22 protein-coding genes are annotated in these 24072 nt (G+C 71.2%); 10 read left to right on the top strand and 12 right to left on the bottom strand.

The window, feature by feature from the left end:
- The first annotated feature begins 844 nt into the window (after nt 1-844).
- Together ABZS51_RS17910 and ABZS51_RS17905 are read left to right on the top strand one after the other, a co-directional pair.
- Nucleotides 845-1738 carry a tyrosine recombinase XerC gene (locus ABZS51_RS17910; RefSeq protein ID WP_355441861.1) on the top strand — a complete coding sequence of 298 codons (894 nt, stop codon included), beginning with the start codon at nt 845-847 and terminating at the stop codon, nt 1736-1738.
- A gap of 41 nt (nt 1739-1779) precedes the next feature.
- Nucleotides 1780-2988, top strand: a complete 1209-nt coding sequence (locus tag ABZS51_RS17905) for a hypothetical protein (protein ID WP_355441858.1) — start codon at nt 1780-1782, stop codon at nt 2986-2988.
- A 105-nt stretch (nt 2989-3093) separates the two neighbouring features.
- Here ABZS51_RS17905 and ABZS51_RS17900 read toward each other — a convergent pair whose 3' ends face one another.
- The 3 genes from ABZS51_RS17900 to ABZS51_RS17890 form a co-directional block, all read right to left on the bottom strand.
- Nucleotides 3094-3333, bottom strand: coding sequence for a hypothetical protein (locus ABZS51_RS17900; RefSeq protein ID WP_355441855.1), 240 nt, complete (start codon nt 3331-3333; stop codon nt 3094-3096).
- Between the two features lie 739 nt (nt 3334-4072).
- Nucleotides 4073-5461 carry a M23 family metallopeptidase gene (locus tag ABZS51_RS17895; RefSeq protein WP_355441852.1) on the bottom strand — a complete coding sequence of 463 codons (1389 nt, stop codon included), beginning with the start codon at nt 5459-5461 and terminating at the stop codon, nt 4073-4075.
- A gap of 749 nt (nt 5462-6210) precedes the next feature.
- Nucleotides 6211-7491, bottom strand: a complete 1281-nt coding sequence (locus ABZS51_RS17890) for an MFS transporter (protein ID WP_355441849.1) — start codon at nt 7489-7491, stop codon at nt 6211-6213.
- 99 nt (nt 7492-7590) lie between these two features.
- On the opposite strand from ABZS51_RS17890, the gene ABZS51_RS17885 reads away from it, so the two are divergent.
- The 6 genes from ABZS51_RS17885 to ABZS51_RS17860 all read left to right on the top strand — a co-directional run bounded on the left by ABZS51_RS17885 (nt 7591) and on the right by ABZS51_RS17860 (nt 13237).
- Nucleotides 7591-8205 (top strand): winged helix-turn-helix domain-containing protein, encoded by a 615-nt coding sequence (locus ABZS51_RS17885; protein WP_355441846.1) that lies wholly within the window; start codon nt 7591-7593, stop codon nt 8203-8205.
- 228 nt (nt 8206-8433) lie between these two features.
- Nucleotides 8434-9387, top strand: coding sequence for a 30S ribosomal protein S2 (rpsB, locus tag ABZS51_RS17880; RefSeq protein WP_355441843.1), 954 nt, complete (start codon nt 8434-8436; stop codon nt 9385-9387).
- A 668-nt stretch (nt 9388-10055) separates the two neighbouring features.
- The gene (gene tsf, locus ABZS51_RS17875) at nt 10056-10889 is read left to right on the top strand and encodes a translation elongation factor Ts (RefSeq protein ID WP_310710731.1); all 834 of its coding nucleotides are present in this window, start codon (nt 10056-10058) and stop codon (nt 10887-10889) included.
- Between the two features lie 135 nt (nt 10890-11024).
- Nucleotides 11025-11723 (top strand): UMP kinase, encoded by a 699-nt coding sequence (gene pyrH, locus ABZS51_RS17870; RefSeq protein WP_217709034.1) that lies wholly within the window; start codon nt 11025-11027, stop codon nt 11721-11723.
- Between the two features lie 38 nt (nt 11724-11761).
- Nucleotides 11762-12319: a ribosome recycling factor gene (frr, locus tag ABZS51_RS17865; RefSeq protein ID WP_355441839.1), complete on the top strand. Its 558-nt coding sequence runs from the start codon at nt 11762-11764 to the stop codon at nt 12317-12319.
- A gap of 60 nt (nt 12320-12379) precedes the next feature.
- Complete coding sequence (locus tag ABZS51_RS17860; RefSeq protein ID WP_355441836.1) at nt 12380-13237, top strand: phosphatidate cytidylyltransferase; 858 nt, start codon at nt 12380-12382, stop codon at nt 13235-13237.
- Here ABZS51_RS17860 and ABZS51_RS17855 read toward each other — a convergent pair.
- The gene (locus tag ABZS51_RS17855) at nt 13217-14239 is read right to left on the bottom strand and encodes a suppressor of fused domain protein (protein WP_355441833.1); all 1023 of its coding nucleotides are present in this window, start codon (nt 14237-14239) and stop codon (nt 13217-13219) included. The two genes, ABZS51_RS17860 and ABZS51_RS17855, sit on opposite strands and share 21 nt — an antisense overlap.
- A 162-nt stretch (nt 14240-14401) precedes the next feature.
- Here ABZS51_RS17855 and rlmN point away from each other — a divergent pair, with 162 nt between their 5' ends.
- Entirely contained in the window at nt 14402-15505 is a 1104-nt protein-coding gene (rlmN, locus tag ABZS51_RS17850) for a 23S rRNA (adenine(2503)-C(2))-methyltransferase RlmN (RefSeq protein WP_310710735.1), read from the top strand.
- A 76-nt stretch (nt 15506-15581) separates the two neighbouring features.
- On the opposite strand, the gene ABZS51_RS17845 is transcribed toward rlmN, so the two are convergent.
- Together ABZS51_RS17845 and ABZS51_RS17840 are read right to left on the bottom strand one after the other, a co-directional pair.
- Entirely contained in the window at nt 15582-16253 is a 672-nt protein-coding gene (locus ABZS51_RS17845) for a hypothetical protein (protein WP_355441830.1), read from the bottom strand.
- Complete coding sequence (locus tag ABZS51_RS17840; protein WP_355441827.1) at nt 16250-17011, bottom strand: ATP-binding cassette domain-containing protein; 762 nt, start codon at nt 17009-17011, stop codon at nt 16250-16252. Before ABZS51_RS17840 ends, ABZS51_RS17845 begins: the two co-directional genes overlap by 4 nt.
- Nucleotides 17012-17105: 94 nt before the next feature.
- On the opposite strand from ABZS51_RS17840, the gene ABZS51_RS17835 reads away from it, so the two are divergent.
- Entirely contained in the window at nt 17106-17663 is a 558-nt protein-coding gene (locus ABZS51_RS17835) for a DivIVA domain-containing protein (protein ID WP_310710738.1), read from the top strand.
- A 6-nt stretch (nt 17664-17669) separates the two neighbouring features.
- On the opposite strand, the gene ABZS51_RS17830 is transcribed toward ABZS51_RS17835, so the two are convergent.
- The 6 genes from ABZS51_RS17830 to iolC form a co-directional block, all read right to left on the bottom strand.
- Nucleotides 17670-18308: an HAD family hydrolase gene (locus ABZS51_RS17830; RefSeq protein ID WP_355441824.1), complete on the bottom strand. Its 639-nt coding sequence runs from the start codon at nt 18306-18308 to the stop codon at nt 17670-17672.
- Between the two features lie 20 nt (nt 18309-18328).
- Nucleotides 18329-19408 carry an AI-2E family transporter gene (locus ABZS51_RS17825; protein ID WP_355441821.1) on the bottom strand — a complete coding sequence of 360 codons (1080 nt, stop codon included), beginning with the start codon at nt 19406-19408 and terminating at the stop codon, nt 18329-18331.
- Nucleotides 19409-19485: 77 nt separating this feature from the next.
- Nucleotides 19486-21360 (bottom strand): 3D-(3,5/4)-trihydroxycyclohexane-1,2-dione acylhydrolase (decyclizing), encoded by a 1875-nt coding sequence (gene iolD, locus ABZS51_RS17820; RefSeq protein ID WP_355441819.1) that lies wholly within the window; start codon nt 21358-21360, stop codon nt 19486-19488.
- Nucleotides 21357-22211, bottom strand: a complete 855-nt coding sequence (gene iolB, locus ABZS51_RS17815; protein WP_355441816.1) for a 5-deoxy-glucuronate isomerase — start codon at nt 22209-22211, stop codon at nt 21357-21359. Before iolB ends, iolD begins: the two co-directional genes overlap by 4 nt.
- Complete coding sequence (locus ABZS51_RS17810) at nt 22211-23146, bottom strand: deoxyribose-phosphate aldolase (RefSeq protein WP_355441813.1); 936 nt, start codon at nt 23144-23146, stop codon at nt 22211-22213. The genes iolB and ABZS51_RS17810 overlap by 1 nt, the downstream gene beginning before the upstream one ends.
- On the bottom strand, nt 23143-24066 hold the full coding sequence (gene iolC / locus ABZS51_RS17805; RefSeq protein ID WP_310710744.1) for a 5-dehydro-2-deoxygluconokinase: 924 nt from the start codon (nt 24064-24066) through the stop codon (nt 23143-23145). Before iolC ends, ABZS51_RS17810 begins: the two co-directional genes overlap by 4 nt.
- Nucleotides 24067-24072 lie beyond the last annotated feature (6 nt).

Below are 24072 nucleotides of genomic sequence, written 5' to 3'. Positions count from 1 at the left end.
TAGGAGCCCTGGCGCAGTTTCGGGATCATGGACTCGATCGTGCAGATTCGGGTGTCCACTTCCGGGCCCGGTATCCGTTGCGGCTGTTTGGTCAGCTGTTGCTGCGCCAGCCGCGTGCGGCCCCGCGCAGGCATTCGGTCTCGGCCGACATCCACGCCCCCATGGGCTTCACCCTGGATCGCAACAAGTGGGAGTCCCCGGTCTCGTTCTGCCTGGGCGGCCATCGCTCAGGCGCCACACTGGTGTCCGCGGCCATCGCCGTCTCCTTCGATCTTCACTTTGCCCTTCGAAGGATCACGCGATGGCCGTCTTCATTTCACAACGCCACGGTTGCCAACAGGCCAAACTCGTACGCCACTCCCGCTGACACAACTCCGAGCCATCCGCCAGGGATTCACGCTCGCAGGGTCGGGCGCAGTGAGGGTCGGGGCCAGCCGGGATCGAGCCATCCGCCAGGGATTCACGCTCGCAGGGTCGGGCGCAGTAAGGGTCGGGGCCAGCCGGGATCGAGCCGTCCGTCAGGGGTTCAGGCTCGCAGGGCCGGGCTCAGCCAGGGGTTCAGGTTCGCAGGGTCGGGCGCAGTGAGGGTCGGGGCCAGCCGGGATCGAGCCATCTGCCAAGACCGGTTCCTCGCCAGGGTTGGTCTTCCGCCAGGATCGGGTCCTCTCCCGTGTTGGTCTCCCGCCAGGATCGGCCCGCCAGGATTGAGCCACCCTGGGGGCGACGAGTCGAGCGCTGTCTCAGCTGGGTCGCCGGGTCGGTGAGTATTGGCCCGGATCGGGCACGAGGCGCGATGATGGGTGCCATAGCTGCCGATGCGTCCGATGCTGACCATGGGGATCAAGTGAGTCAGGAAGCGAACCTCGACGAAGTCGTCGCCGAATTCGACAGGTACCTGCGCTTCGAACGAGACCTCTCACCGCACACGGTCAGGGCCTACCTGTCGGATGTCGCTTCCTTGATGGCGCACCTCGACGGTCGGCTCGACTGTCTGGACATCGCCACGCTGCGGGAATGGCTGGCCGGCCAGCACGCCGAGGGAAAGGCGCGGGCGACTCTCGCGCGGCGTACCGCGTGCGCCCGTACGTTCACCGCTTACTGTCACCGCCGAGGCTGGCTGCCGGATGACCCGGGTCTGCTGCTCGGCAGCGCCAAGGCGCCTCGTACCCTCCCCGCGGTACTCGACCAGAGCCAAGCACGGACCGCTCTGGACCTGCCGACGACCGACGACCCCAAAGAACTCCGGGACCAGGCGATCCTGGAGCTGCTGTACGCGACGGGTGTACGGGTGAGCGAACTGTGCGCGCTGGACGTGGACGACGTGGACCGCGATCGCAATGTCATCCGGGTGCTCGGCAAAGGTCGCAAGGAGCGGTCGGTACCCTTCGGTGGCCCCGCCCTGCGGGCCCTGGATCGCTGGTGCGTACACGGTCGGCCGCTGTGGATCCGCACCCACTCGGGGGCGGCGCTCTTCCTGGGAATCCGAGGCGGCCGCATCGACCCCGGCACAGTCCGCAGAGCCGTACACGGACGGCTGAGAATGCTGGAGGGCACGCCCGACCTGAGCCCCCACGGCCTTCGACACAGTGCCGCCACCCACCTGCTGGAAGGAGGCGCCGACCTCCGCAGTGTCCAGGAACTGCTCGGCCACGCGTCACTCAACACCACGCAGATCTACACCCATGTCTCCATTGACCGCTTGCGCGCCGCCTACCGTCAGGCCCACCCACGCGCCTAATTCGAGGCGAGCGTCATCGCGGGCAGGAAGAATGCCCGAGCATGACGATCATGTGGCGTATGGCGGCGATGGTTGCCTTCCTGGGCGTGCTGGCGGCATGTTCGGGTGAGACGCCTGGGGCCGTTCTGTCCCCCACTCCTCCCATCTCTCCGGCGGCCACCGCTTCTGCCGCGCCCATCACGTCGCCAACACCGGGTGACCCGATCGAGCAGTCCAGGCGGTGGAAGGACATCAAGGTCCCAACGCTCACGCGGGGCTCGGGGATGATCGAGGTGCAGGCGCTTGCACCGCGTGACGCGTGGGCCATCGGGTTCGAAGACAGCGCGGACGACGAGTTGGGCTGGGGCGTCCTCATGCGGTGGGACGGCTCGACCTGGGCCCGCATTCCGTTGCCGTGGCATAAGTTGGAATTTCTCAGCGCGCTCGACGTGGACGGACAGGATGACGTATGGATTTCCGCTGGTTCCAAGCTCGCCCGACGAAGCGGCGGCCGCTGGACGACCTTCGAGCCGTTCGGAATCGCCGAGAACTTTTTCTTCAGCGACATCGCCGTAGACAAAGGCCGTGCGGTACTGCTCGGTGACGGCCCCGAACTCCCCTTCGTCGTCCACTGGGACGGCAGGAAGTTCTCGATGGACTCGGTTGGTGACGGCACCAGGATGAACGCGGTCTCGTTCAAGAGCGGTCACGAGTGGATCGTCGGCGCCACAGACCACTTGAAATGCGAGGGGGTCACACCGGAGATCTGGCACACGGGCCCGGCGCACACGAACTGGAACATGAATGACGGGAACATCCCCCACATACGCGGCGGGGTACTGAAGAGCGTCTGGCAGACCGACCCCGAGGACGTGTGGGCCGTCGGAGAGATCTCCTCAAGCGAACAAGAGCGGGACCACCAGTCGGGCGAATGTATTGAGAAGACCAGAAGTAATGTCCTTCCTGTTCCGCTCGTCATGCACTGGGACGGCGTCGCCTGGAAGCGCGTGGAACTGCCCGCCTGGAACGTCTCCCTGACCAGCGTCACAGCCGCGGGCAAGAACAATGTGTGGGCAAGCGGCATCGGCCCGGCCGATGAGATCGTCTTCCTCCACTACGACGGCGAGAAGTGGACGCGCGAGGACCGCCGCGGCGCTGCTGAAAGCAACGTCAACACCACCACGATCCCGGGAACATCTGACCTGTGGTCGGTGGGCACCATCAACGGAAAGACAGACAATGCGCAGGCGTTCTTCCTCAGGCGGCGTTAGCCCGGCCGATCGCGTGGAAGGCCGCACCGGGCGACCCGGTGAGGAGGCGGCCTTGATCGAACGGGCGCGTCCGCCTCGACTTTCGATCTGCGCTCCCGCGCGTGGTTAGCCTGCGTCCAGGAAGACCAGCGCTTGGCGATGGAGTTCCACCAACGGGCCGACCCGGTCTGGATGCGCGGCGGCGAACGCGGCCACTTCCGCGTTCATCGGCACCTGAGCCTCCGCCGCGGCGGCCTTCACTTCCCGCGGCACCGGCACCGGCACCAGCACCGGCACGTTCCCGGAGCCTGACCAGACGTCATCGCCGCGGTCACGGTCGTCACCGTCGTCTCCGAACGCGTCCACGGTTGGTGGGCGGCGCCCACTGCCCGGCGGCACCGTGGCTCGTTGAGTCTCTGGCCAGCTCATGACGGCCGCGGCTTTTGGGCTTACCTTGGCTCGCCGACGCCGTGCTCCGCGTCCTGCCCGAATCAGGCACCCACCGCCACACTGTCGAGGTGGCCTACTGATCAGCATGGGCGGCTGAGGGCGGCCTCGGCCAGATTCGTCCATTTCTCGGCCGAGGAGTGGGGCGCGACCACACAGTCCTTCACCGTCCCCCCTGTCCCGAGGGGGCGAACAGGGACTCCCCGGCCAGTTGGAGCGCGGCTGTGTGTACGGGTGTCCTTGACCAGCCGGAACACCATCGCGCCGTCGCGCTGCAGGCTCGCGAACACCTTTCCCCGCCTGATCTTTGAGCGCGGGACCCCCATCATCCTGGAGATCCGTACACCCAGGTCGGCCAGCTCGGCGCCGACCTGCTTGCGTCGATCGCTTCACCGCCTCTCCGCCTCACCGCTCGCGGTGGGTGGGGATGGGTTTCGGCAGGTGGCGTCGGTGGTGTTGTGGCGGAGGCAGTGTTGCGGCAGGTGGTGGAAACGGGTACGGGAGGTCGCCGGCAGCCGCCCGAGGGTTGCGTCCACGGGGTGTGCGGCGTGCGGAGCCATGTTGGGGACAGCGCATGGGCGGGGAGTCGATGGCCGGCCATGGCCATTCCGCTGGCATGGGGGTCGCTCACAGAGTTGCTGGTGAGCGGGATGTTGCCTCACCTTCGTGCGGTGCTGTTCGTTCCCGCGCGTTGAGGCTTTCGGTGAGTGCCTCGTGCGGATCTCTGCCGTGGCTTCCTTTGGCGGCTCGGTTTGCGATGACGCAGCAGTACGACCAGGAGGATGCCGGCGAGCAACATGGCCGTCCCCAGGGCGGCCGCCGCGGGGGCTGCGGCGGGACCGTGCGGGAACCGTAGAGACCACACGGTGGAGGCCGAACTCGGCGTTTGAGGTGTGTTGTGTGGTGACGTGCACGGCATCGGGTTGTCCAGTGCGGTGAAGAGCAGGTGGGGATGCCCGGGAACGAACGGGGATGCACTGGCCACGGCGCTGCCGGCTCGCCCACCGTCGGCGACCTCAGCGTTTTTCGAGCCCTCCGCGCTCTCCTGAACCTCGCCGGCGTTCCGGATGACCTCAGCGGCGGTCTCACCGGCGATCTCAGCGACGACGGTGCCGGTGTCAGTCTCTGCGTCGGTGGTGGTGGCGGTGGCAGCGGCTGGATCAGTGGCGGCATGGGTGGCGGTGTGCGCCTCGGTAGGGGTGTCGGTGTGGTTGTGGTTCTTGGTGATTGTTGTGCGTCTCTGCTCCCGATGCGCCAGGGTCATGAGGGTTTGAGAGGCGGCGGCAGCGCGGGTTCTCGTTGGGGAACTGCTTCCCCGGTTGGCCCTCGGTGTGGTGGTGAGGGCTTGCAGGGTGGCCGGGCCGCTTGTTTCGGTGTGAGTCGTGTCGTGCGGCCAGATCGGCCCAACGGTGGTGGTGCGCGGCGGCGTCACACGGGGCGTGGCGAAGGCCGGGCTCATGGGCGGTCCGTCGTGCGTGTCTTCTCCTCCCATGTCGAGAGTCTCCGGGCGTGCTCCGGAGGGGGCGTCGGGCGGGAACCGTACGTTCACCTCCGATGCTGCGGGATCCCAGAACGGGAGCAGTCGAATGCGAGCCTGTCCCAGGAGGAGCAGGGGGTCCAGGTAGCGGGGCGGCCGGAGGAGGCCCCAGTGCAGGCAGGACTCTGCGCAATGGCTTTCCGCCGAAGCCTCCAATGCGCCGAGCGGATCCCCTGCGGAGACGTGTTCGCCACGCCGTACCGAGGGAGTGACGGGGAGGTATGTCGTGCGCAGGCCGCCGGGATGCTCGACGGACACGACGCCTCGGCCTGCGAGACGGCCGGCGTAACGGACGGTGCCCGCGCCGGCGGCCAGGACCGGGGTCGCGGGTGGAGCGGCGAGGTCGATGCCGCGGTGGCCGGCCAGCCAGCGTTCGAGGGGCGGGGCGAAGTGGCGCACGATCCGCGGGCGACCGTCCAGGGGCCAGCGCCAGACGGCAGGAGCGGCTGCCGCGGGCGACGCCGCGAGGAGCGGGACGAAGACGAGGACGATGAGCAGCACCAGGGTCATGGACATCCGGCCGGAGGTCATGGCCCTGCCGGATATCCGGAACGGGCGGGTCGGTATGCCGCGGTTCCGGGTCTGCGCAGGAGCGGAGTGAGCATGGGCAGGCCCGGTCGGGTCATGGAGCGGCTCTTCGTGCTCCGGTGCTCCGGAGGCGCGCGAGATCTCGTACTGCCACAGGGGGTGGTCGTTTCTGGGGATGGGCGTGGCACCTGATCGGCGTGGAGGGTCGGTGCTCCGGGTCTCGAGTCGGTTCATGGGGCGGAGGTGGCAACTGACGGGGCCAAGGGGGCGAAGAGGGCGAAGGTGGCGTTCGCTGGCTGGCCGGACATTGCGCTGCTGGGGATGTGCGTCAGCGTTGCGGTGGGGGGCGGCAGCGGCGGCGGCCGTACTGGGTCCCCTTTGGTGTGCGCTCTTGGAGGCGGTGTGGTGCGAGGTGTGTGAGGGAGGAGGTGTCGGCATGCCCGGCAGTTTGGCGGGGCACGGCACGGTTCAAGCTGGTGAACGTGGTTCTGTGGATGGCTCTGGGTTATGCACAGGCGCGGGGCTGAGAACACCGCTGCGCCCTCGTCCGAGGTTGAGGTCTGCGGCCGGAGAGCTGATCGGCCCTCGTGCGGCCGGCCGCCGCCGGTGAGATGCGCGGCATGCGGGCCAGTCGCGCATATGGGCCAGTCGCGTGGTGGTGGCGCCGCCGCCGGAACCACTGCGGAGGGGGCGCCTGCAGCCGGGCGGACCTTTACCGCCGGCCCGGGCGCTCACACAGCAGGCCCGTCCAGGAGAGCCGTCGACGAGGTGGTGTCACGTGATCCGTGGGGGGCGCCGCGACGGCTCAGGCGTAGAGGGGAGGCCCAGATCCACAGTGTGCTGAGGGCGATGCCCGCGGCCGAGATCAGGATGACGGCGCGGAGGCCCACCCACTCCGCCAGGAGGCCGCCCGCCAGCCCGCCCAGCGCCATGACGCCCTGCACCGCGAACGTCGTCGTGGCGTTGACGCGGCCCCTCAGCTCGGGCGTGGCCTCGTCGAGCATGATGGCGCCCATGCAGGTGGAGAAAGCCACCACGATGCCGCCGGTGACCGTTCCCGATACGGCGAGCACCGCCAGCTTCCACCAGAGCGGACCGCTCAGCAGGCCGACGATGAGGACCTCCGCCGGGAAGAACAGCACGGACACGAGCAGGACGCGGTTCGCGCCGTAGCGGCCGGCCAAGCGGGTCGTGACCCAGGCGCCGAGCAGGCCGCCGAGACCGCTGAAGGCGATGAGGGCCCCGATGAGGCCCTGGGGGATGCCCAGGGTGTTGACCATGTAGAGCATGTGGACGGCCATGTACGCCATCGCGAAGAAGTTGATCGTGACCCCCGCGCCGAGCAGGGCACGGAGCACGGGGTGGGTGGCGCAGACGCGGAGTCCCTCGGTCACGTCACGCCACATGCCCCGTGACGGGGCCGGCTCGTGACGGTCCGGGGTGCGGATGGAGCGCAGCAGCACGGCTGACGTCAGGAACGACAGGGCCTCGGCCAGTACGGCGAGCGGGGCCGTGACGAGCTGGACGAGCAGCCCCGCGAGGCCGGGGCCGGCGACCGAGGCGACGGAGTAGGACGCCTGCAGGCCCGCCATCGCCTCGGTGCGCTGGTCCGGGGAGACGATGACGGCCAGGTGCGGGAAGTTCACGGCTCGGAACAGCACCGACGCGGTGCCGACGACGAGTGCGACGGCGATCAGCCAGATCACGTTCAGCGTTCCCAGCAGCCACGCCACCGGAACGGTCGCCGCCGCCAGGCCCGCCACCAGCTCGCAGGCGATCATGACCGGGCGGTGCCGGGTGAGCCGGTCCGCGATCGCGCCCGTCTGGAGGCCGAACACCAGGGCGGGGACCGAGGCGGCGGCCGTGAGCAGGCCCATCTCGGTGGGAGACGCCGTGAGAAGCGTGACGGCGGTGAGGGGGATCGCCAGCTTGGACACTTCCGAGCCGGTGACCGAGACGGTCCGGGCGCCCCACAGTAAGCGGTAGTCGCGCTGCTTTCGGAGGGGCGTCACAGCGGGAAAAGTGTGAAGGGAACGCTTCATATTATGTGAAAGTAACGCTTCACAGTTCTGAAGGCAATGCTTCACATCAGATCCGGGTACCTTGTGCCCATGACGCGGGAGATGGAGAGCCTCAGCGATCCCAAGGCGATGCGGGCTCTGGCGCATCCGGCACGGCTGGCGATCCTCAACCGGCTCGGCGCCGGAGGCAGCGTCACGGCCACCGACGTCGCCGAGGGGGCGGGCATCACGCCCAGCGCGGCCAGCTATCACCTGCGCATGCTGGCCAAGTACGGATTCGTGGAGGACGCGCCGCCTCGGGGGGACGGGAGGGAGCGCCTGTGGAAGGCGGTGGACAAGTCCTTCGCCATCGGGCGGCTGCCCGACGACCGGCCGGAGGTGCGTGAGGCCAAGGATCTGCTGATCGAGGCGTTGCGCAAGGAGGCGGACGAGGAGGCGCGGCGGGCTCTGGCCAACCACGACCAGGAGCCGCCGGAGTGGCGTGACGCCACCACCTTCGCGCGCACCATTCTCCGCGTCGACGCCGCGGAGCTCGCCCGGCTCGCGCAGGAGATCGAGAAGCTGCTGCGGCCGTACGTCGCCCGCCACCGGCCGCCCGAGGCGGCGCCGGCGGGGGCCCGGGTCGCGGAGGCGCAGTTCAACCTGTTTCCGCATGTGCGGAGGCCGGTGCCGGGTCTCCCCACGGAGGACCACGACGCCGGGTGAGGCGACCGGTTGACCGCAGGCGGTCAGGCGGGGGCGGCATGCAAGGTAGACTTTCTGGTGGCCTGTCACCACAGGCCGACTTCGCATGCCCCGTCACGGATCACACCATCGGTCCGGGCCTGGCCCGGCTGGCGTGATTCGGGGCATCAGGGCGGTGGCCGTTGGCCGCCGCGTCACAACCGAGAATCGCGCCCGCCTGCCGGGCGCCCTGACCTGGAGGACCAGCAGATGGCCCCCGTCGTCACCATGCGACAGCTGCTCGAGAGCGGCGTTCACTTCGGACACCAGACTCGCCGGTGGAACCCGAAGATGAAGCGCTTCATCTTCACCGAGCGCAACGGCATCTACATCATCGACCTGCAGAAGTCGCTGTCGTTCATCGACCGTGCCTACGACTTCGTCAAGGAGACGGTCGCCCACGGCGGCACGATCCTGTTCATCGGCACCAAGAAGCAGGCTCAGGAGGCCATCTCCGAGCAGGCCGCCCGCGTCGGCATGCCGTACGTCAACCAGCGCTGGCTGGGTGGCATGCTCACCAACTTCTCCACCGTGCACAAGAGGCTTCAGCGCCTGAAGGAGCTCGAGGAGCTCGACTTCGACAACGTCGCCGCCTCGGGGCTCACCAAGAAGGAGCTCCTCATGCGCCGGCGTGAGAAGGACAAGCTCGAGCGCACGCTCGGCGGCATCCGTGACATGGGCCGCGTGCCCAGCGCCGTGTGGATCGTCGACACCAAGAAGGAGCACATCGCGATCAGCGAGGCCAAGAAGCTTGGCATCCCTGTCGTCGCGATCCTCGACACCAACTGCGACCCCGACGAGGTCGACTACCCGATCCCCGGCAACGACGACGCGATCCGCGCCGTCGGCCTGCTGACCCGGGTCGTCGCCGACGGTGTCGCCGCCGGTCTGATGGCCCGCTCGGGCGCCGCCCGTGGTGACGAGAAGCCCGCCGCCGCCGAGCCGCTGGCCGAATGGGAGCGCGAGCTCATCGAGCAGGGCACCGGCGAGGCCGCCGCGACCGAGGCAGCTCCTGAGGCCGAGGCCGCTCCCGCCGAGGCCGCCGCCCCGGCTGAGGCCGCGCCCGAGGCTGAGGCCGCTCCTGAGGCTGAGGCCGCCGCGCCTGAGGCCGCCGCGACCGAGGCCGACGCGCCCGAGGCCGGCACCGAGCAGCCGCAGGCCTGACCGACCGAGTCGCCTGGCTCCCAGCCCGGCCGTCTCTACGGGGCGGACGGGATGAGGGCCACAGGTGGCGTCGCCGGTGAGCGCGTGTTCGTCGGAGCGATGGCGACGCGGGGGGAGATCCACGCCCCCCGCGTCACGAAGCGGCAGCAGCTCGGCCAGGGCACCTCGACGGGCGAACCGATCGAGGCGGCCGGGCCGAGCCGCCGGACGCCACTCCGGCCGGGCATCGCACCGCCGGACGCCGCCGCTCCGGCTGGGCGTCTCTTCGGACGTCGCTCCGGTCGGGACGAGGTTTCAGGACATCGCTTCGGTGAGGGGCGAGGTTCAGGACGTCGCTTCGGTGAGGGGCGAGGTTCAGGACGTCGCCTCGGTGAGATGCGAGCCTCCCCGAGGCAGTGCCGGCGCACCGCCGCCGCACCGCCGGGGACACCCTCTCCCAGGAAGCGCCTCCGGGCGACGTGCCGGGAGAGAGCGCCTGAGGCACCGCACCGGCCAGCAGCACAAGGACGCCGAACCGGGCCCGCCGCCCGGGTTAGCGCCCACCGGCTCGGGTTACACACCGAGCAAGGCCAAGCTTCCGCACGGCACGCGCCGGCCGTTCCACCCCAGGGTGGGTGCCGGACCCGGCGCCCATCCGATCCACGACGAAATCCCACGAGGAAAAAGCAATGGCTTCCGTGAACATGGCCGACGTCAAGCGGCTTCGCGAGATCACCGCTGCCGGCATGATGGACTGCAAGAAGGCGCTGGAGGAGTCCGAGGGTGACTTCGACCGCGCCATCGAGCTGCTGCGCCTGAAGGGCGCCAAGGACGTCGGCAAGCGCGAGGCGCGCACCGCCTCCAACGGCCTGGTCGCCCTCAAGCAGGACGGCGACTCCGCCGCCGCGCTGCTCGAGCTCAACTGCGAGACCGACTTCGTCGCCAAGGGCGAGCGCTTCCAGGAGCTGGCCGCCCAGGTCGTCAACCACGTGCTGGCCACCAAGCCGGCCGACGTGGCCTCCCTGCTCGAGTCCTCCTTCGACGGCAAGACCGTCAAGGAGCACCTGGACGTGGCCAACGCCGCGCTGGGCGAGAAGATCGAGGTCCGCCGCTTCGCGGTGCTGGAGGGCGGCTACATCGGCGCCTACATGCACCGCACCGACCCGGCCCTGCCGCCGGCCGTCGGCGTGCTCGTGCAGCTCGACAAGCCGAACGCCGAGGTCGCCAAGGACATCGCCCAGCACGCCGCGGCGATGGCCCCGCAGTACCTGAGCCCCGCCTCCGTGCCCGCCGAGGTCGTCGAGAAGGAGCGCAAGCTCTTCGAGGAGATGACCCGCGAGGAGGGCAAGCCCGAGGCCGCCATCGGCAAGATCGTCGAGGGTCGCGTCAACGGCTGGTACAAGGACTTCACGCTGCTCCAGCAGGCGTTCGTCAAGGACAACAAGAAGAGCGTGGCGAAGTACGCCGAGGAGAACGGTGCCGAGGTGCTCTCGTTCGTCCGCTTCAAGGTCGGTCAGGCTTAGGCTTGAGCGAACCCTCAGCTCACCGAAACTTCTAAGAAGGAGGCCGCCGCCGTGCAGGACAATCAGGAGCCAGCCACGCCGGCGGCTTCCTCGCGTCCGGGTTCGCCGCAGAGTCCGCTGCGCTGGAAACGAGTGATGCTGAAGCTGTCGGGTGAGGCGTTCGCCGGCGGTGACCCGCTGGGGATCGACCCGCTCGTGGTCGACCACCTGGCCGACTCGATCGCCGAGGCCGTCCGTGAAGGCGTGCAGGTCGCGGTCGTGGTCGGCGGTGGCAACATGTTCCGCGGGGCCGCCCTGTCGGAGCAGGGCATCGACCGGGCCCGCGCCGACTACATGGGCATGCTGGGCACGGTCATCAACTGCCTGGCGTTGCAGGACTTCCTGGAACGGCGCGGCGTGGAGACGCGGGTGCAGACGGCCATCACCATGCAGCAGGTGGCCGAGCCGTTCCTGCCGCGCCGGGCGATCAGGCACCTGGAGAAGGGCCGCGTGGTGATCTTCGGGGCGGGGCTCGGCTCGCCGTTCTTCTCCACCGACACCGCCGCGTCGCAGCGTGCCCTGGAGATCGGCGCCGAGGCGCTGCTCAAGGGCACCCAGGTCGACGGCGTCTACGACTCCGACCCGCGCAAGAACCCGGACGCGGTGCGGTTCGACCACCTCGACTACGGCGAGGTGCTGATCCGGGACCTGCAGGTCATGGACGCGACCGCGATCAGCCTGTGCAAGGACAACGACCTCCCGATCGTGGTCTTCGATCTCATGGGTGAGGGCAACATCCTGCGAGCGGTCCGCGGTGAGAAAATCGGCACGCTGGTGAGTCCCGCAGGCAAGTGAGCGAGCCCGATCCGCCAGCCAGAAGACAGGGAGCCGCTGTGATCGACGAAACCCTCCTCGCAGCCGAGGAGAAGATGGACAAGGCCGTGTCGGTCGCGAAGGAGGACTTCGCGGCCATCCGCACGGGCCGTGTCACCCCCTCGATGTTCAACAAGATCAGTGCCGAGTACTACGGCTCGCCCACCCCGATCCAGCAGCTGGCCTCGTTCCACGTGCCCGAGGCCCGCATGGTCATCATCCAGCCTTACGACAAGGGCTCGATGGCCGCGATCGAGAAGGCGATCCGCGACTCCGACCTCGGCGTCAACCCGAGCAACGACGGCCAGCTGATCCGTGTGTCGTTCCCCGAGCTGTCGGAGGAGCGCCGCAAGGAGTACATCAAGGTGGCGCGTAACAAGGGCGAGCACGCCAAGGTGTCGGTGCGCAACATCCGCCGCTCCGCCAAGGAGACCCTTGACAAGATGATCAAGGATGGCGAGGCGGGCGAGGACGAGGTCCGGCGCGCCGAGAAGGAGCTCGACGACGTGACGCAGAAGCACGTCGCGAAGATCGACGAGCTGCTCAAGCACAAGGAAGCCGAGCTGCTCGAGGTCTGAGCGGCGCCCGCCGCACGGCCCTCGCCCGATGGCGGGGGCCGTGGCTTATGGAGAGTCTCTGTGGAAGAACGTACGGCTGGCGGCAGCCCGAGCGGCGGCGGCCGTACGGGACGCAACCTGCCCGCCGCGATCGCGGTGGGCGTGGGGCTGGGCGCGCTCGTCATCGCCTCCCTCTACACGGTCAAGGAGCTCTTCCTGGTCGTGGTCGTGGCTGCCGTGGGTGTCGGCGTGGTCGAGATGACGCAGGCGTTCGCGTCCCGCGGCATCCGGGTGCCCGTCGTGCCGGTGCTGGTCTCGATGGCCGCCATGCAGGCCGGGGCGTACTGGGGCGGGCCGGTCTGGCTGCTCGGCGTGTTCGTGGTGTCGGTCTTCGTCCTGCTGATCTGGCGCATGTTCACGGGCGGGGACGGCGAGGGCGGGCGCACCGCGGGGTACGTCCGTGACGCGACGGGCTCCGCCTTCCTGCTCGTCTACCCGCCGCTGCTGGCGGGCTTCGTGGCGCTGCTGCTGGCGCCGGGCGACGGCCGCGACCGGGTGATCGTGTTCATCGCGGTGACCGTGGCCAGCGACATCGGCGGCTACATCGCGGGTGTGCTGTTCGGCAAGCACCAGCTGACCGTCATCAGCCCGAAGAAGACCTGGGAGGGCCTGGCCGGGTCGGTGGTGGCCTGCACGGTGGTCGGGGCGTGGCTGGTGACCTGGCTCTTCGACGGGCGGCTCTGGCAGGGAGCGCTGATCGGCGCGCTGGCCGCGCTGCTGGCGACCGTGGGCGACCTGATCGAGTCGATGATCAAGCGGGATCTCGGCATCAAGGACCTCGGCACCATCCTGCCGGGCCACGGCGGCCTCATGGACCGGCTCGACTCGCTGGTGACCACGCTGGTGCCGGTGTGGCTGCTAATGACGGTGTTCTTCTAGCTCCTCGGCCGTGATGGGCGTGAGCCAGAGCCAGCGCACCGCCTCACCTCCGAACGTGAATCCCGACAAGGCGGGCATGTCGGGGGGATCGGCGAGCATGAGCACTCCCGCGTACTGCGGTCCCAGCGGGAACGTGGCCGGCTCGTGGTACCACTTGGCGGTGTGCCCGTGGCCGAGCCAGGTGACCGAGTGCCAGGGGTACTGCGCCAGCCAGACGAGCAGCAGCGCCGCCTCGCGGGGGTCGTCGCGGGTGGCCACGGCCAGCTCGATCCGGGCGTACGCGCCGGGCTGGTCGATCCACTGCTCGACCGTGGGCATGCGCTGGCAGCTCATGCCGACCGTGGACAGCACGCTGAACGGCCGACCTTCGCGCGGCGGGCGCTCGGTGATGCCGACGGTCGGCAGCCGGTCGCCGCTCGCCTCCCAGTAGCGCCCGGCCCGGCCCAGAACCGCGTCGAGGTGGCTCATCGCGAACTGCTGGAACGACGGCCATGACCCCTCCGCGTGGCGCCACAGCCAGTAGGAGCGGGCGTTGGAGATGCGCGGCGCCAGACCCTCCAGCGCCTCCGACAGCGCCCACGCGAACGGCGACTCGCCCACGGCGTCGCGCGCGTAGCCGGGCATGCCCCTGCTCATGTCGGCCCAGCCCGGGATGACGGCCAGCAGGTCGTCGTCCTCGTAGAGGGCCACGCCGTCCCCCTCCTCGAACCACAGGACGGCCAGCCTGCCGAGCGGGCCGCGCCCGGCGGGGTGCGTCGTGCCCGGGCTCGGCATCAGCGGCGGCCGGCCGGAGTTGACGCGGGCCAGGTCCATGACGGGTGGGGCGGCGCGGTGGTTGGCCAGCCACACCGCGCCGTGCACGGTGCCGCCGGGCGCGCGCAGGTAGGCCACCGAGGCGTCCTCGTCGCGCTCGACCACGAGCTCGCGGCTGCCGTACGGGTTGACGGCGGTGAGGACGATCTCGGCCCGCCCCTCGCCAGACGCCGACCGGAAAATCGTCATACGAGACGACTGTAGATCGGCGGAGTGCCCCTGTGCGAGCGGTACCGCGACCGGGAGCTCCCCTCGGCGCACCGCGTCGGAACAGATGACCCCCGGAATGACGCCTTCGCGCCGAGCGTTCATTACCCTGGTCGGTAACCCCCTCTAGCAGAAGGCAGTCCCGTGTCCCAGCAGCCAGGTCAGCTCACGTTCGTCGCGCCGCGCAGGGCCAAGCCCGCCCGGCACCTGGCCGACCTGTCCATGGCCGATCGGCGGGCGGCGGTGACCGAGCTGGGGGAGAAGGCGTTCCGCGCCGACCAGCTGTCGCGCCACTACTTCGAGCGGCTCACCGCCGACGTGGACGCGATGACGGACCTGCCGGCGGCCTCGCGCGAGAAGCTGTCGTCGCTGCTGCCGTCGCTGCTCACCCCGGTCAAGGAGCTGACGACCGACGCCGGCACCACGCGCAAGACGCTGTGGCGGCTGTTCGACGGGGCGCTGGTGGAGTCGGTCCTCATGCGCTACCCCGACCGGGTCACGATGTGCGTGTCGTCACAGGCCGGCTGCGGCATGAACTGCCCGTTCTGCGCCACCGGCCAGGCCGGGCTGACCCGCAACATGTCGACCGCCGAGATCGTCGAGCAGGTCGTGTCGGGCGCTCGGGCGCTGGCGGCCGGCGAGGTGCCGGGCGGGCCCGGCCGGGTCAGCAACGTGGTCTTCATGGGCATGGGCGAGCCGCTGGCCAACTACAAGCAGGTGATCGGCGCGGTGCGCCGCATGGTGGAGCCGGCTCCGCACGGGCTCGGCATCTCGGCGCGCGGGGTCACGGTGTCCACGGTCGGCCTGGTGCCGGCGATCGGCAAGCTGGCCGAGGAGGGGCTGCCGGTGACGCTCGCGCTGTCGCTGCACGCGCCGGACGACGAGCTGCGCGACACGCTGGTGCCGATCAACACCCGGTGGAAGGTCGCCGAGGTGCTCGACGCGGCGTGGGCGTACGCGGCCAGGACGAAGCGGCGGGTGTCGATCGAGTACGCGCTGATCAAGGACATCAACGACCAGGAGTGGCGGGCCGACCTGCTCGGCAAGCTGGTGCGCAACAAGCTGGTGCACGTCAACCTGATCCCGCTCAACCCCACGCCGGGCTCCAAGTGGACGGCCTCGCGCCCGGAGGACGAGCGGGCGTTCGTGCGCCGGCTGCAGTTCCACGGGGTGCCGGTGACGGTGCGCGACACGCGCGGGCGCGAGATCGACGGCGCGTGCGGCCAGCTCGCCGCCGCGGACGCCTGACTCACCCGTCCCAGACGTCCGCGTCACCGGATGGACCCGAGGCGCCTCAGCTCAGGGGCGCCCCGGCCGGGGTCCCTCAAGGCCGAGTGCGCCGCAGGTACCCGTACACGCCCAGCCCGACGAGGCACCACGCCAGCGAGATGGCACTCAGCCCCGGCAGCTCGGCCACCAGCCGACCCGCCGCCGCCGCCTTCATCCAGGCCGCCACCGGCACCGTCAGCCAGTACGCCGGAGAGACGCTGAGCACGAGCATCACCAGGAACCCGCCCACGAGCCCCATGATCGAGAACGCCGGTGACGGCACGACGGCCCGGCTGGTGAGAGCGCCGAGGGCGACCCCGGCCAGGGCGGCGAGGGCGTGGACCACCACGCCGGCGACGGAGACCCCTGGCGGAGGAGCGGCGGACAGGCCGAGCGCCAGCCCGCACCCCAGGGCCAGCGTCGCGAACGCGCCGCACGCGACCAGGGCCGCCAGCAGCCCGGCGGCCGTCTCGCGCCCGCGCCCGCCCACGGCGGTCGCCGAGATGGCGCGCTGCTCGTCGGGCTCGGTGTCCAGCAGGCTCCGCGCCGCCCAGGCCAGGAACGGGATGATGAGTACGGCCCCGTCCGTCAGCGCGGCCGCCTCGGAGCCGCGCGGCGCGCGGCTGGCGTAGACGATCGAGAGCGTGATGATGATGGGCAGCAGGGCCTGGTGAACGCGGTGGGAGCGCACGTAGGCGGCGAGGCGGAAGACCATCAGGGCGATCACGGGGCCTCCTCGCCGGTGAGGGCGCGGGCCCGGTAGCCGTCGTCGCGGGCCCGGCGGAGGAACGCCTCCAGGTCGCGGGCCGGCACGCTCACCTCGACGGTCATCGTCCTCTCCTCGTCCCCGTTCCAGGAAGCGGCATCGGGGGAGGGCACGGGCGGTGGGCCGGCGTGCTCGCTCAGGTGGCCGTCGCGTAACGACCAGAGGCGCAGCCCGGCCAGCGCGCGCAGCCCGCCCTGGTGGTCGCTCACCACGACGACGCCGCCCCGCGCGGCCACCTCCGTGACGATGCCCGGCAGCGCGTCGCGGGTGTCCCGGTCCAGGCCGGCGAACGGCTCGTCCAGCACGAGCAGCCCAGGCTCGGCCATGAGCGCCTGCACCAGGCCGACCTTGTGCGCCGTGCCCTTCGACAGCTCGCCCAGCCGCACCCCCGCGAACCGGTCCAGGCCGAGGCGCTCGGCCCAGGGCTCCCAGCGGGCGGCGGCGCGCACGCGCGCCAGGTGACCCAGGTAGCCCGCAACGGTGAACGGCTGACCGGCGGGGAAGCGGTCGGGGACGTACCCGACGACGCCGGGCCGTCCGGTGACGGTCCCGGAGGTGGGCCGGGTGAGACCGGCCATCAGGCGCAGCAGCGTGGACTTGCCCGCGCCGTTCGAGCCGGCGAGCTCCACCACGTCACCGGGAGCGAGGCGGGCCTCGGCGGCCTCGATGACGTAACGGTCGTGTCTTCGGTAGCGGAATGAGACCTGAGCGAGCCACATGGTGCTGTAACGGTATAAGGCGGCTCGCATCATCGGGATAAAGAACCCCACAATAGAGATCGATACCCCTCAGCAGCTTCCGGGAGGAGTGGGCTTGAACCGCTTTCCGCGCGTCATGGGCATGCGTTCCGGATATGACCCGGCCGAGGTCGACGCCCTCATCGGGCGCATCGAGTCGGCGCTGGGCCGGGGAGCGGGTGAGGCGGAGCCCGTGACCGCCGACGACGTCCGCCGGGCCACGTTCCGCCCCAGACGCGGCGGCTACCACGAGACGGCCGTGGACTTCGCCCTGGAGGCGTTCGTCGTGGCGCTGGAGACACAGGCCAGGAGCCCCGTCAGGCTGGCTGCCCTGGCGGAGCCGACCGGGGAGATGCTGCGCGAGGAGTGGTTCGAGACCCAGGCGGCGCGGGTGGAGCGGGTGGCGTTCCGGCCGGGCCGGATGGGCACCGGCTACAACGAGGACGAGGTGGACGCGTTCCTCGACCGGATCGTGGCCACGCTGCGCGGCACCACCGAGTACCCGGTGACGGCCAAGGAGGTGCGGGAGGCGAAGTTCTCGACCGTGCTGCTGAGGTCGGGTTACCTCATCTCGGACGTGGACGCCTTCCTGGCGGGCATCTCCGACGTGCTGGAGCAGCGCGGGCAGCCCTGAGGCCGGTCAGAGCAGGGTGACCAGGCCGCGCAGGTCCGGCAGGACGTCCTGCGGCACCGACGGGTCGGCGGGCCGCTCACCCTGCCGGTTGATCCACACGCGGCGCAAACCCAGCCGGTGCGCCGGCACCATGTCGTGGACGTAGCTCTGCGCCACGTGCACCCACCGCTCGGGGTCGAACGAGTCCCTGAACACGGTGAAGGGCGCGAGGTCCGGCTTGTAGGCGCCGGCGTCCTCGGAGGTCACGACCGCGTCGAACGGCACGGGCAGCCGCCGCCGGGTCCCGGCGATCAGGTCGCGGTCGCAGTTGGTCAGCAGCGCGATCCGCCAGCCGGCCTCCCGCAGCCGGGCCAGCTCGGCGCCGACGTCGGGGAAGACGGGCCAGTAGGGGAGCGTGGCGGCCAGGACCCCGGCGTCGTCGGGCCGCAGCGCGACACCCTCCTCGGCGCAGGCGCGGCGCAGCGCCTCGGCCAGCACCTCGCGGTAGCGCAGGCGCGGGGACTCCTGCTGGACCGCGCGCTCGTGCGGGCCGTACGCGTCGAGCAGCCGCCCGCCGTGTCCGGGCGCGACCAGCTCGGCGCTGGTCGCGATGCCGTGCCGCCAGTCCACCAGTGTGCCGAAGCAGTCGAACGTCACCCATCGCATGGTGACCATCATGTCCCGTCTCAGGCGTCTCCGGCGTCGCCGGCCGGTTCGGCCGGCCGGGCGGGGGCAGGAGCGGCCGGTGGAGCGGGGGGCAGAGCCGCGGGCGGCTCGTGCGCGGCGTCGTGGCCGCGGTCGTGCAGCAGGGCCACGATCACCGACGCGACCGGCGCGGCGAGGAACGCGCCGGTGATCCCGCCGACCAGGCTGCCCACCGCGATGGCGATCAGGATGACCGGGGCCGGCAGGTCGAGCGCCCGCCCGTAGATCTGCGGCGCCAGCACGTGCCCTTCCAGCTGCTGCACGAGCACGGTCACCGCGACGACGATCAGCGCCACCACCCAGCCCTTGGCCACGAACGCGACCACCGCGGCCAGCAGCCCCGCCACGAACGCCCCCACCACCGGCAGGAACGCCCCGACGAACGTCAGCACCGCGAGCGGAAGCGCGATGGGCACGCCCAGGATCCACAGCGCGAGCCCGATGAAGAACCCGTCCACCAGCCCCACCAGGGCGACCCCCCGGATGTAGCGGCCGACGATGCCGTAGATCAGCTCTCCGGTCCGCTCGGCGCGCGGGCGGGCCGGGACGGGCAGCAGCTCGACCAGCCACCGCCACAGGTGGTCGCCGCCGTGGATGAAGTAGATGGCCAGGACGACGGCCACCACGGCGCCGACGACGATCTCCCCGGCCGTCCGCACGCCCGTGAGCGCCCCGCTGGCGATCTGCCGCCCCTGCGTGGACAGGTAGTCCCTGACCTGCGCGGCCAGGGACCCGCCTTTGAGGCCCAGCCGGGAGGCCAGACCGTTCAGGTCGTTGACGGCCTTTCCCACGCTGTCGTGCAGCTCCGCGACGCTGGCCACGGTGGGCGGCACGACGAGCGCCACGAACGCCCCGGCGAGCAGGAAGCCGCCGACGAAGACCACCGTGGTGGCCAGCGCGCGGTTCAGGCCGCGCCGCCGCAGCCACTCGGCCGGCGGGTGCAGCAGCGCGGTCAGGAGGAGGCCGACGATGATCGAGAGGGCCACGGTGCGCAGGACGGAGAAGAGGTAGAGCCCCACCGCGATGAGCGCGATCCATCCCAGCGTGCGCCACACCCTCATGCCCGGCTCCCGGCCATCCCCGCCTCCCGACGTCGTGCTCGGTCAGAGGCGTTCCCCGGATCTCTCCGGGCAACCACTCACTCCAGGGGCGCCAGGTGCTGCCGCTGCTCCTTCTTGCCCGACTCGTACGCCTGCCGCGCCTGCTCGCCGGCGGCCGTCGTGGTGACCTCCGCCACCGGCACGTCCCACCACGCCTCCGACGAGGGCGACTGGCTGAGCGGGTCGGTGCGGACGTACACGACCGTGGTGGCCGTGGCCGCCCGCGCCTCCCGCAGCGCCTCGCGCAGCCCTTCCACCGAGTCGGCGCGCAGGACGGTGGCGCCCAGGCTGGCGGCGTTGGCGGCCAGGTCCACCGGCAGCGGCCCGCCGTCGTAGCGGCCGGCGCCCCGGTAGGCGTACGACGTGCCGAGCCGTTCGGCGCCGACGCTCTCCGACAGGGCGCCGATCGAGGCGAAGCCGGAGTTGTCGACCAGGACCACGACCAGCTTGATCCCCTCGGCCACGGCCGTGACCAGCTCCTGGGCCATCATGAGGTAGGAGCCGTCGCCGACCAGGACGAACACCTCCCGCTCGGGCGCCGCCAGCTTGACCCCGAGGCCGCCGGCGATCTCGTAGCCCATGCAGGAGTAGCCGTACTCGACGTGGTAGGAGCCGGGGCCGCTGGGCCGCCAGAGCTTGTGCAGGTCGCCCGGCATGGAGCCGGCCGCGCACACCACCACCCCGTCGTCGCCGGCGGCGGCGTTGACCGCGCCGAGCACGGCGCCCTGCGGCAGCGGCGATCCGTCCTGCCCGGAGCGCTCCGGCCCGTACGTGGCGTCCACCACGGCGTCCCAGGCGCGGATCAGCGCGGCGGCCCGCTCGCGGTACGCGGCGCCGGTGTCCCAGCCGGCCAGCGCCTCGCCCAGGTCGGCCAGACCCTCGCGGGCGTCGCCCACGAGCTGCAGCCCGGACAGCTTCGCCGCGTCGAAGGCGGTGACGTTGAGGTTCACGAACCGTGTGCCGGCCCCGAACAGGGAGCGGGAGGCCGTGGTGAAGTCGCTGTAGCGGGTGCCGACGCCGATGACCAGGTCGGCCTCGCGGGCCAGCGTGTTGGCGGCCGTCGTGCCGGTCGCGCCGACCGCGCCCAGCGCCAGCGGATGACCGTGCGGCAGGGCGCCCTTGCCGGCCTGCGTCTCGGCCACCGGGATGCCGTGGGCCTCGGCGAACTCGCGCAGCCGCTCGGCGGCCTCGCTGTAGAGGACGCCGCCGCCGGCGATGATGACCGGCCGGGCGGCCGACCTGACCAGCTCGGCGGCCCTGGCCGCGGCGGCCCGCTCCGGCCGCTGCCTCGGGATGTGCCAGACGCGCCGCTCGAACAGCTCGTCCGGCCAGTCGTACGCCTCCGCCTGGACGTCCTGCGGCAGCGCGAGCGTCACCGCGCCGGTCTCGGCCGGGTCGGTGAGCACCCGCGTGGCCGCGAGCAGCGCCGAGGGCAACTGCTCGGGCCGGTTGACGCGGTCCCAGAAGCGGGACACGGGCCGGAAGCAGTCGTTGACCGACACGTCGTACGAGCGCGGGTCCTCCAGCTCCTGGAGCACCGGGTTGGCCACGCGGGTGGAGAACACGTCGCCGGGCAGCAGCAGCACGGGCAGCCGGTTGATGGTGGCGCCCGCCGCGCCCGTGATCATGTTGGTCGCGCCGGGGCCGATGGAGGTGGTGCAGGCCAGCGTGGACAGGCGGTTGGCGGCCCGGGCGTAGGCGGCGGCCGTGTGGACCATCGCCTGCTCGTTGCGGCTGAGCCGGTAGGGCAGGTCCTCCTCCGACGTGGCCAGGGCCTGGCCGAGCCCGGCGACGTTGCCGTGGCCGAAGATGCCGAGGCAGCCGCCGAACAGCCGGTGCTCGGCGCCGTCGCGCTCGGTCCACTGGGCGGCCAGGAAGCGGACGACCGCCTGGGCGACGGTCAGGCGCGTCATCGCCCGCCCCCGAACGGCAGGCGCGGGTCGATGGCCTGGTCCTGCCAGGTGGCGCGGATCCAGGCGTGCCGTGGGTCGTCGCAGAAGGCCATGGTCCGCTCCTCGGCCGGTCCGGCCAGTACGTTCAGGTAGTACATGTCGTAGCCGGGCGCCGCCATCGACGGGCCGTGGTAGCCGTAGGGCACGAGCACCACGTCACCGGAGGACACCTCGGCGAGGGTGTCGACGCGGCCCCGCTCGGAGGAGTAGACCCGCTGGTAGCCCTGGCCCTCGCCGGCCACCTCGAAGTAGTACACCTCCTCCAGCACGGCCTCGCCCTCGCCCTGCGTGTCGTGCTTGTGCGGGGGATAGGACGACCAGTTGCCGCCCGGGGTGAGCACCTCGACGGCCACCAGCTTGTCGCAGTCGAAGACGCCGGGCGCGCAGAAGTTGTTGACCTGGCGGCTGGCCTGGCCGGCGCCGCGCAGCTCCACCGGCACCCGCGAGGCGGGCACGTACCGTGGCTCCAGCGCGCGGCCGGCGCGGGCGGAGGGCAGCGCGATCCGGCCCCGTCCCTCCAGCGTCACCTCCGAGGAGATCGGCAGGTAGGCGAAGTCCGAGGGCCCGTGGAAGACCGACTCCCGCCCTTCCAGCCGCCACACGGCCTCGGCCGAGCCCGAGGGGGCGCACCGCACGGTGCAGGAGCCCGACAGCGGCAGGACGATCATCTCCTCCCCGCCCGTGGCGAACGACACCGGCTCGTCCCCCAGCTCGACCACCCGCAGCCCTGAGTACGTCCAGCCGGCCACGTCCGGGGTGATCTCCACCGACCAGGGCCCGTTGGCGGCCTTGCCGTACGGAAGGTATGTCATCAGCCAACCTCTCGAATCAGCGCGGCCGCACCGTCCACGGCCGTGGCGACGTCGTCGTCCGGAGGGTAGAGCAGGGCGCGGCCGATCACGAGGCCGCGCACGCCGGGCAGGCGCAGCGCGCGCCCCCAGTCGGCGTAGGCGGCGTCCATGTCGGGCGGGTCGCCGCCGAGCAGCAGCGCGGGAAGCGTGGTGGCCGCCATGACGCGCTCCATCTCCGCGACCGCGGGGATCTTCAGCCAGGTGTAGGCGGAGGTGACGCCGAGCGCCTGGGCGACGCTGATCGACCGGATGACCGCGTCGGGCGACAGGTCGTTGCGCAGCGGCCCGCCGTCGGAGCGCCTGGACCAGAACGGCTCGACCATGGCGACGAGCTGCCGCCGGGCCAGGTCGGTGATGGCGTGGGCGCACGACTCCAGCGTGGACACGGTCGCGTGGTCGTCGGGGTCGATGCGGCACAGCATCTTGCCGCCGTCGAGCCGCATGGCGTCGATGGAGGCGGCGTCGTAGCCGGTGAACCGGTCGTCGGCCTCGAACACCGATCCCTGGAGGCCGCCCCGGTTCATCGAGCCGAAGGCCAGCTTGCCTTCCAGGGCTCCCAGCAGGAGCAGGTCCTCCAGCACGTCGGGGGAGGCGAGGATGCCGTCCACGCCGGGCCTGGCCAGGGCCGTGCACAGCCGGTCCAGCAGGTCCGTGCGGCTGGCCATGGCGAGCGGCCGGTCGCGTACGGACAGCGAGCCGCGGGCCGGGTGGTCGGCGGCGATGACGAGCAGCCGCTCGTCCTCGGCGGGCAGCCCGCGCCGGCGTCGTCGCGCCGCGGCCCGCGCGATCTCACCGGGCCGGGTGGAGCGGATGCGGGTGAGCTGCTCGTAGCGGGATTCGGTGGTGGCAGGGGAGCCGTTCGAGACGGCGTCGGTGGGCAGGATCACGTCACTCATAGGAGGGCAAGCACCTCGTCCGTGGTCGGCATGGCGTCGGCGCAGGCCAGGCGGGCGGCCACGTAGGCGCCGGCCGCGTTGGCGAAGCGGACGGTACGCTCCAGTGGCCAGCCCCGGATCAGCCCGAGGCACAGGGCGCCGCCGAAGGCGTCCCCGGCGCCGATGCCGTTGACCACCTCGACCTTGACCGGCTCCACCACGGCCCGCTCGTCCGCGGAGCGGGCCAGGACGCCTTCGGGTCCCATCTTCACCACGGCGACCCGCATCCCGGCGTCGAGCAACGCCTGCGCCGCGGCCTCGGGGTCGCGTGTGCCGACCGCGTTCTCGACCTCGTCGAGGTTGCCGACGGCGACGTTCGCGTGGGGCAGCATCTCGCGCACGCCCCTCTGGGCCGCCTCGGGCGACTCCCACAGCACGGGCCGGTAGTCGAGGTCGAACACGGTCCACCCGGAGCCGCGGGCGGCCAGGGCCGCGGCGTGGGCCGAGCGGCTCGGCTCCTGGCTCAGGCCGGTGGCGGTGAACCAGAACACCGTGGCCGCGCGGATCGCGTCCAGGTCCAGCGAGTCCGCGCCGACCTGGAGGTCGGGTGGATGCTCGCCCCGGTAGAAGTAGATCGGGAAGTCATCGGGCGGGAAGATCTCGCAGAACGTGACGGGCGTGGGCGATCCTTCGACCGTGGCCACGAACGTGTCGTCCACGCCGAAGTCGCGGATCGCCCGCCGTACGTACGCGCCGAAGGGGTCGGCTCCCGTGGCGGTGATCACCGCGGGGCGCAGGCCGTGCCGGGCCGCCGCCACGGCGACGTTCGTCGGACTGCCGCCCAGGAACTTGCCGAAGGTCTCGACGCGGTCCAAGCCCACGCCTGTTTGCAGGGGGTAGACGTCGACGCCGCAGCGGCCGATCGTGATCAGGTCGAACAACGCACC

The sequence above is a fragment of the Nonomuraea sp. NPDC005501 genome, from assembly GCF_040605905.1.
Classification (GTDB): domain Bacteria; phylum Actinomycetota; class Actinomycetes; order Streptosporangiales; family Streptosporangiaceae; genus Nonomuraea.
This window is presented reverse-complemented; position numbering and strand designations above follow the sequence as displayed.

Excerpts from the sequence above, each read along its gene's own strand:
- ABZS51_RS17905 (WP_355441858.1), top strand. The coding sequence starts at position 1,780 with ATGACGATCATGTGGCGTATGGCGGCGATGGTTGCCTTCCTGGGCGTG.
- ABZS51_RS17895 (WP_355441852.1), bottom strand. The coding sequence starts at position 5,461 with ATGACCCTGGTGCTGCTCATCGTCCTCGTCTTCGTCCCGCTCCTCGCG.
- ABZS51_RS17885 (WP_355441846.1), top strand. The coding sequence starts at position 7,591 with ATGACGCGGGAGATGGAGAGCCTCAGCGATCCCAAGGCGATGCGGGCT.
- rpsB (WP_355441843.1), top strand. The coding sequence starts at position 8,434 with ATGGCCCCCGTCGTCACCATGCGACAGCTGCTCGAGAGCGGCGTTCAC.
- tsf (WP_310710731.1), top strand. The coding sequence starts at position 10,056 with ATGGCTTCCGTGAACATGGCCGACGTCAAGCGGCTTCGCGAGATCACC.
- pyrH (WP_217709034.1), top strand. The coding sequence starts at position 11,025 with ATGCTGAAGCTGTCGGGTGAGGCGTTCGCCGGCGGTGACCCGCTGGGG.
- ABZS51_RS17855 (WP_355441833.1), bottom strand. The coding sequence starts at position 14,239 with ATGACGATTTTCCGGTCGGCGTCTGGCGAGGGGCGGGCCGAGATCGTC.
- ABZS51_RS17840 (WP_355441827.1), bottom strand. The coding sequence starts at position 17,011 with ATGTGGCTCGCTCAGGTCTCATTCCGCTACCGAAGACACGACCGTTAC.
- ABZS51_RS17830 (WP_355441824.1), bottom strand. The coding sequence starts at position 18,308 with ATGCGATGGGTGACGTTCGACTGCTTCGGCACACTGGTGGACTGGCGG.
- ABZS51_RS17825 (WP_355441821.1), bottom strand. The coding sequence starts at position 19,408 with ATGAGGGTGTGGCGCACGCTGGGATGGATCGCGCTCATCGCGGTGGGG.
- iolD (WP_355441819.1), bottom strand. The coding sequence starts at position 21,360 with ATGACGCGCCTGACCGTCGCCCAGGCGGTCGTCCGCTTCCTGGCCGCC.
- iolB (WP_355441816.1), bottom strand. The coding sequence starts at position 22,211 with ATGACATACCTTCCGTACGGCAAGGCCGCCAACGGGCCCTGGTCGGTG.
- ABZS51_RS17810 (WP_355441813.1), bottom strand. The coding sequence starts at position 23,146 with ATGAGTGACGTGATCCTGCCCACCGACGCCGTCTCGAACGGCTCCCCT.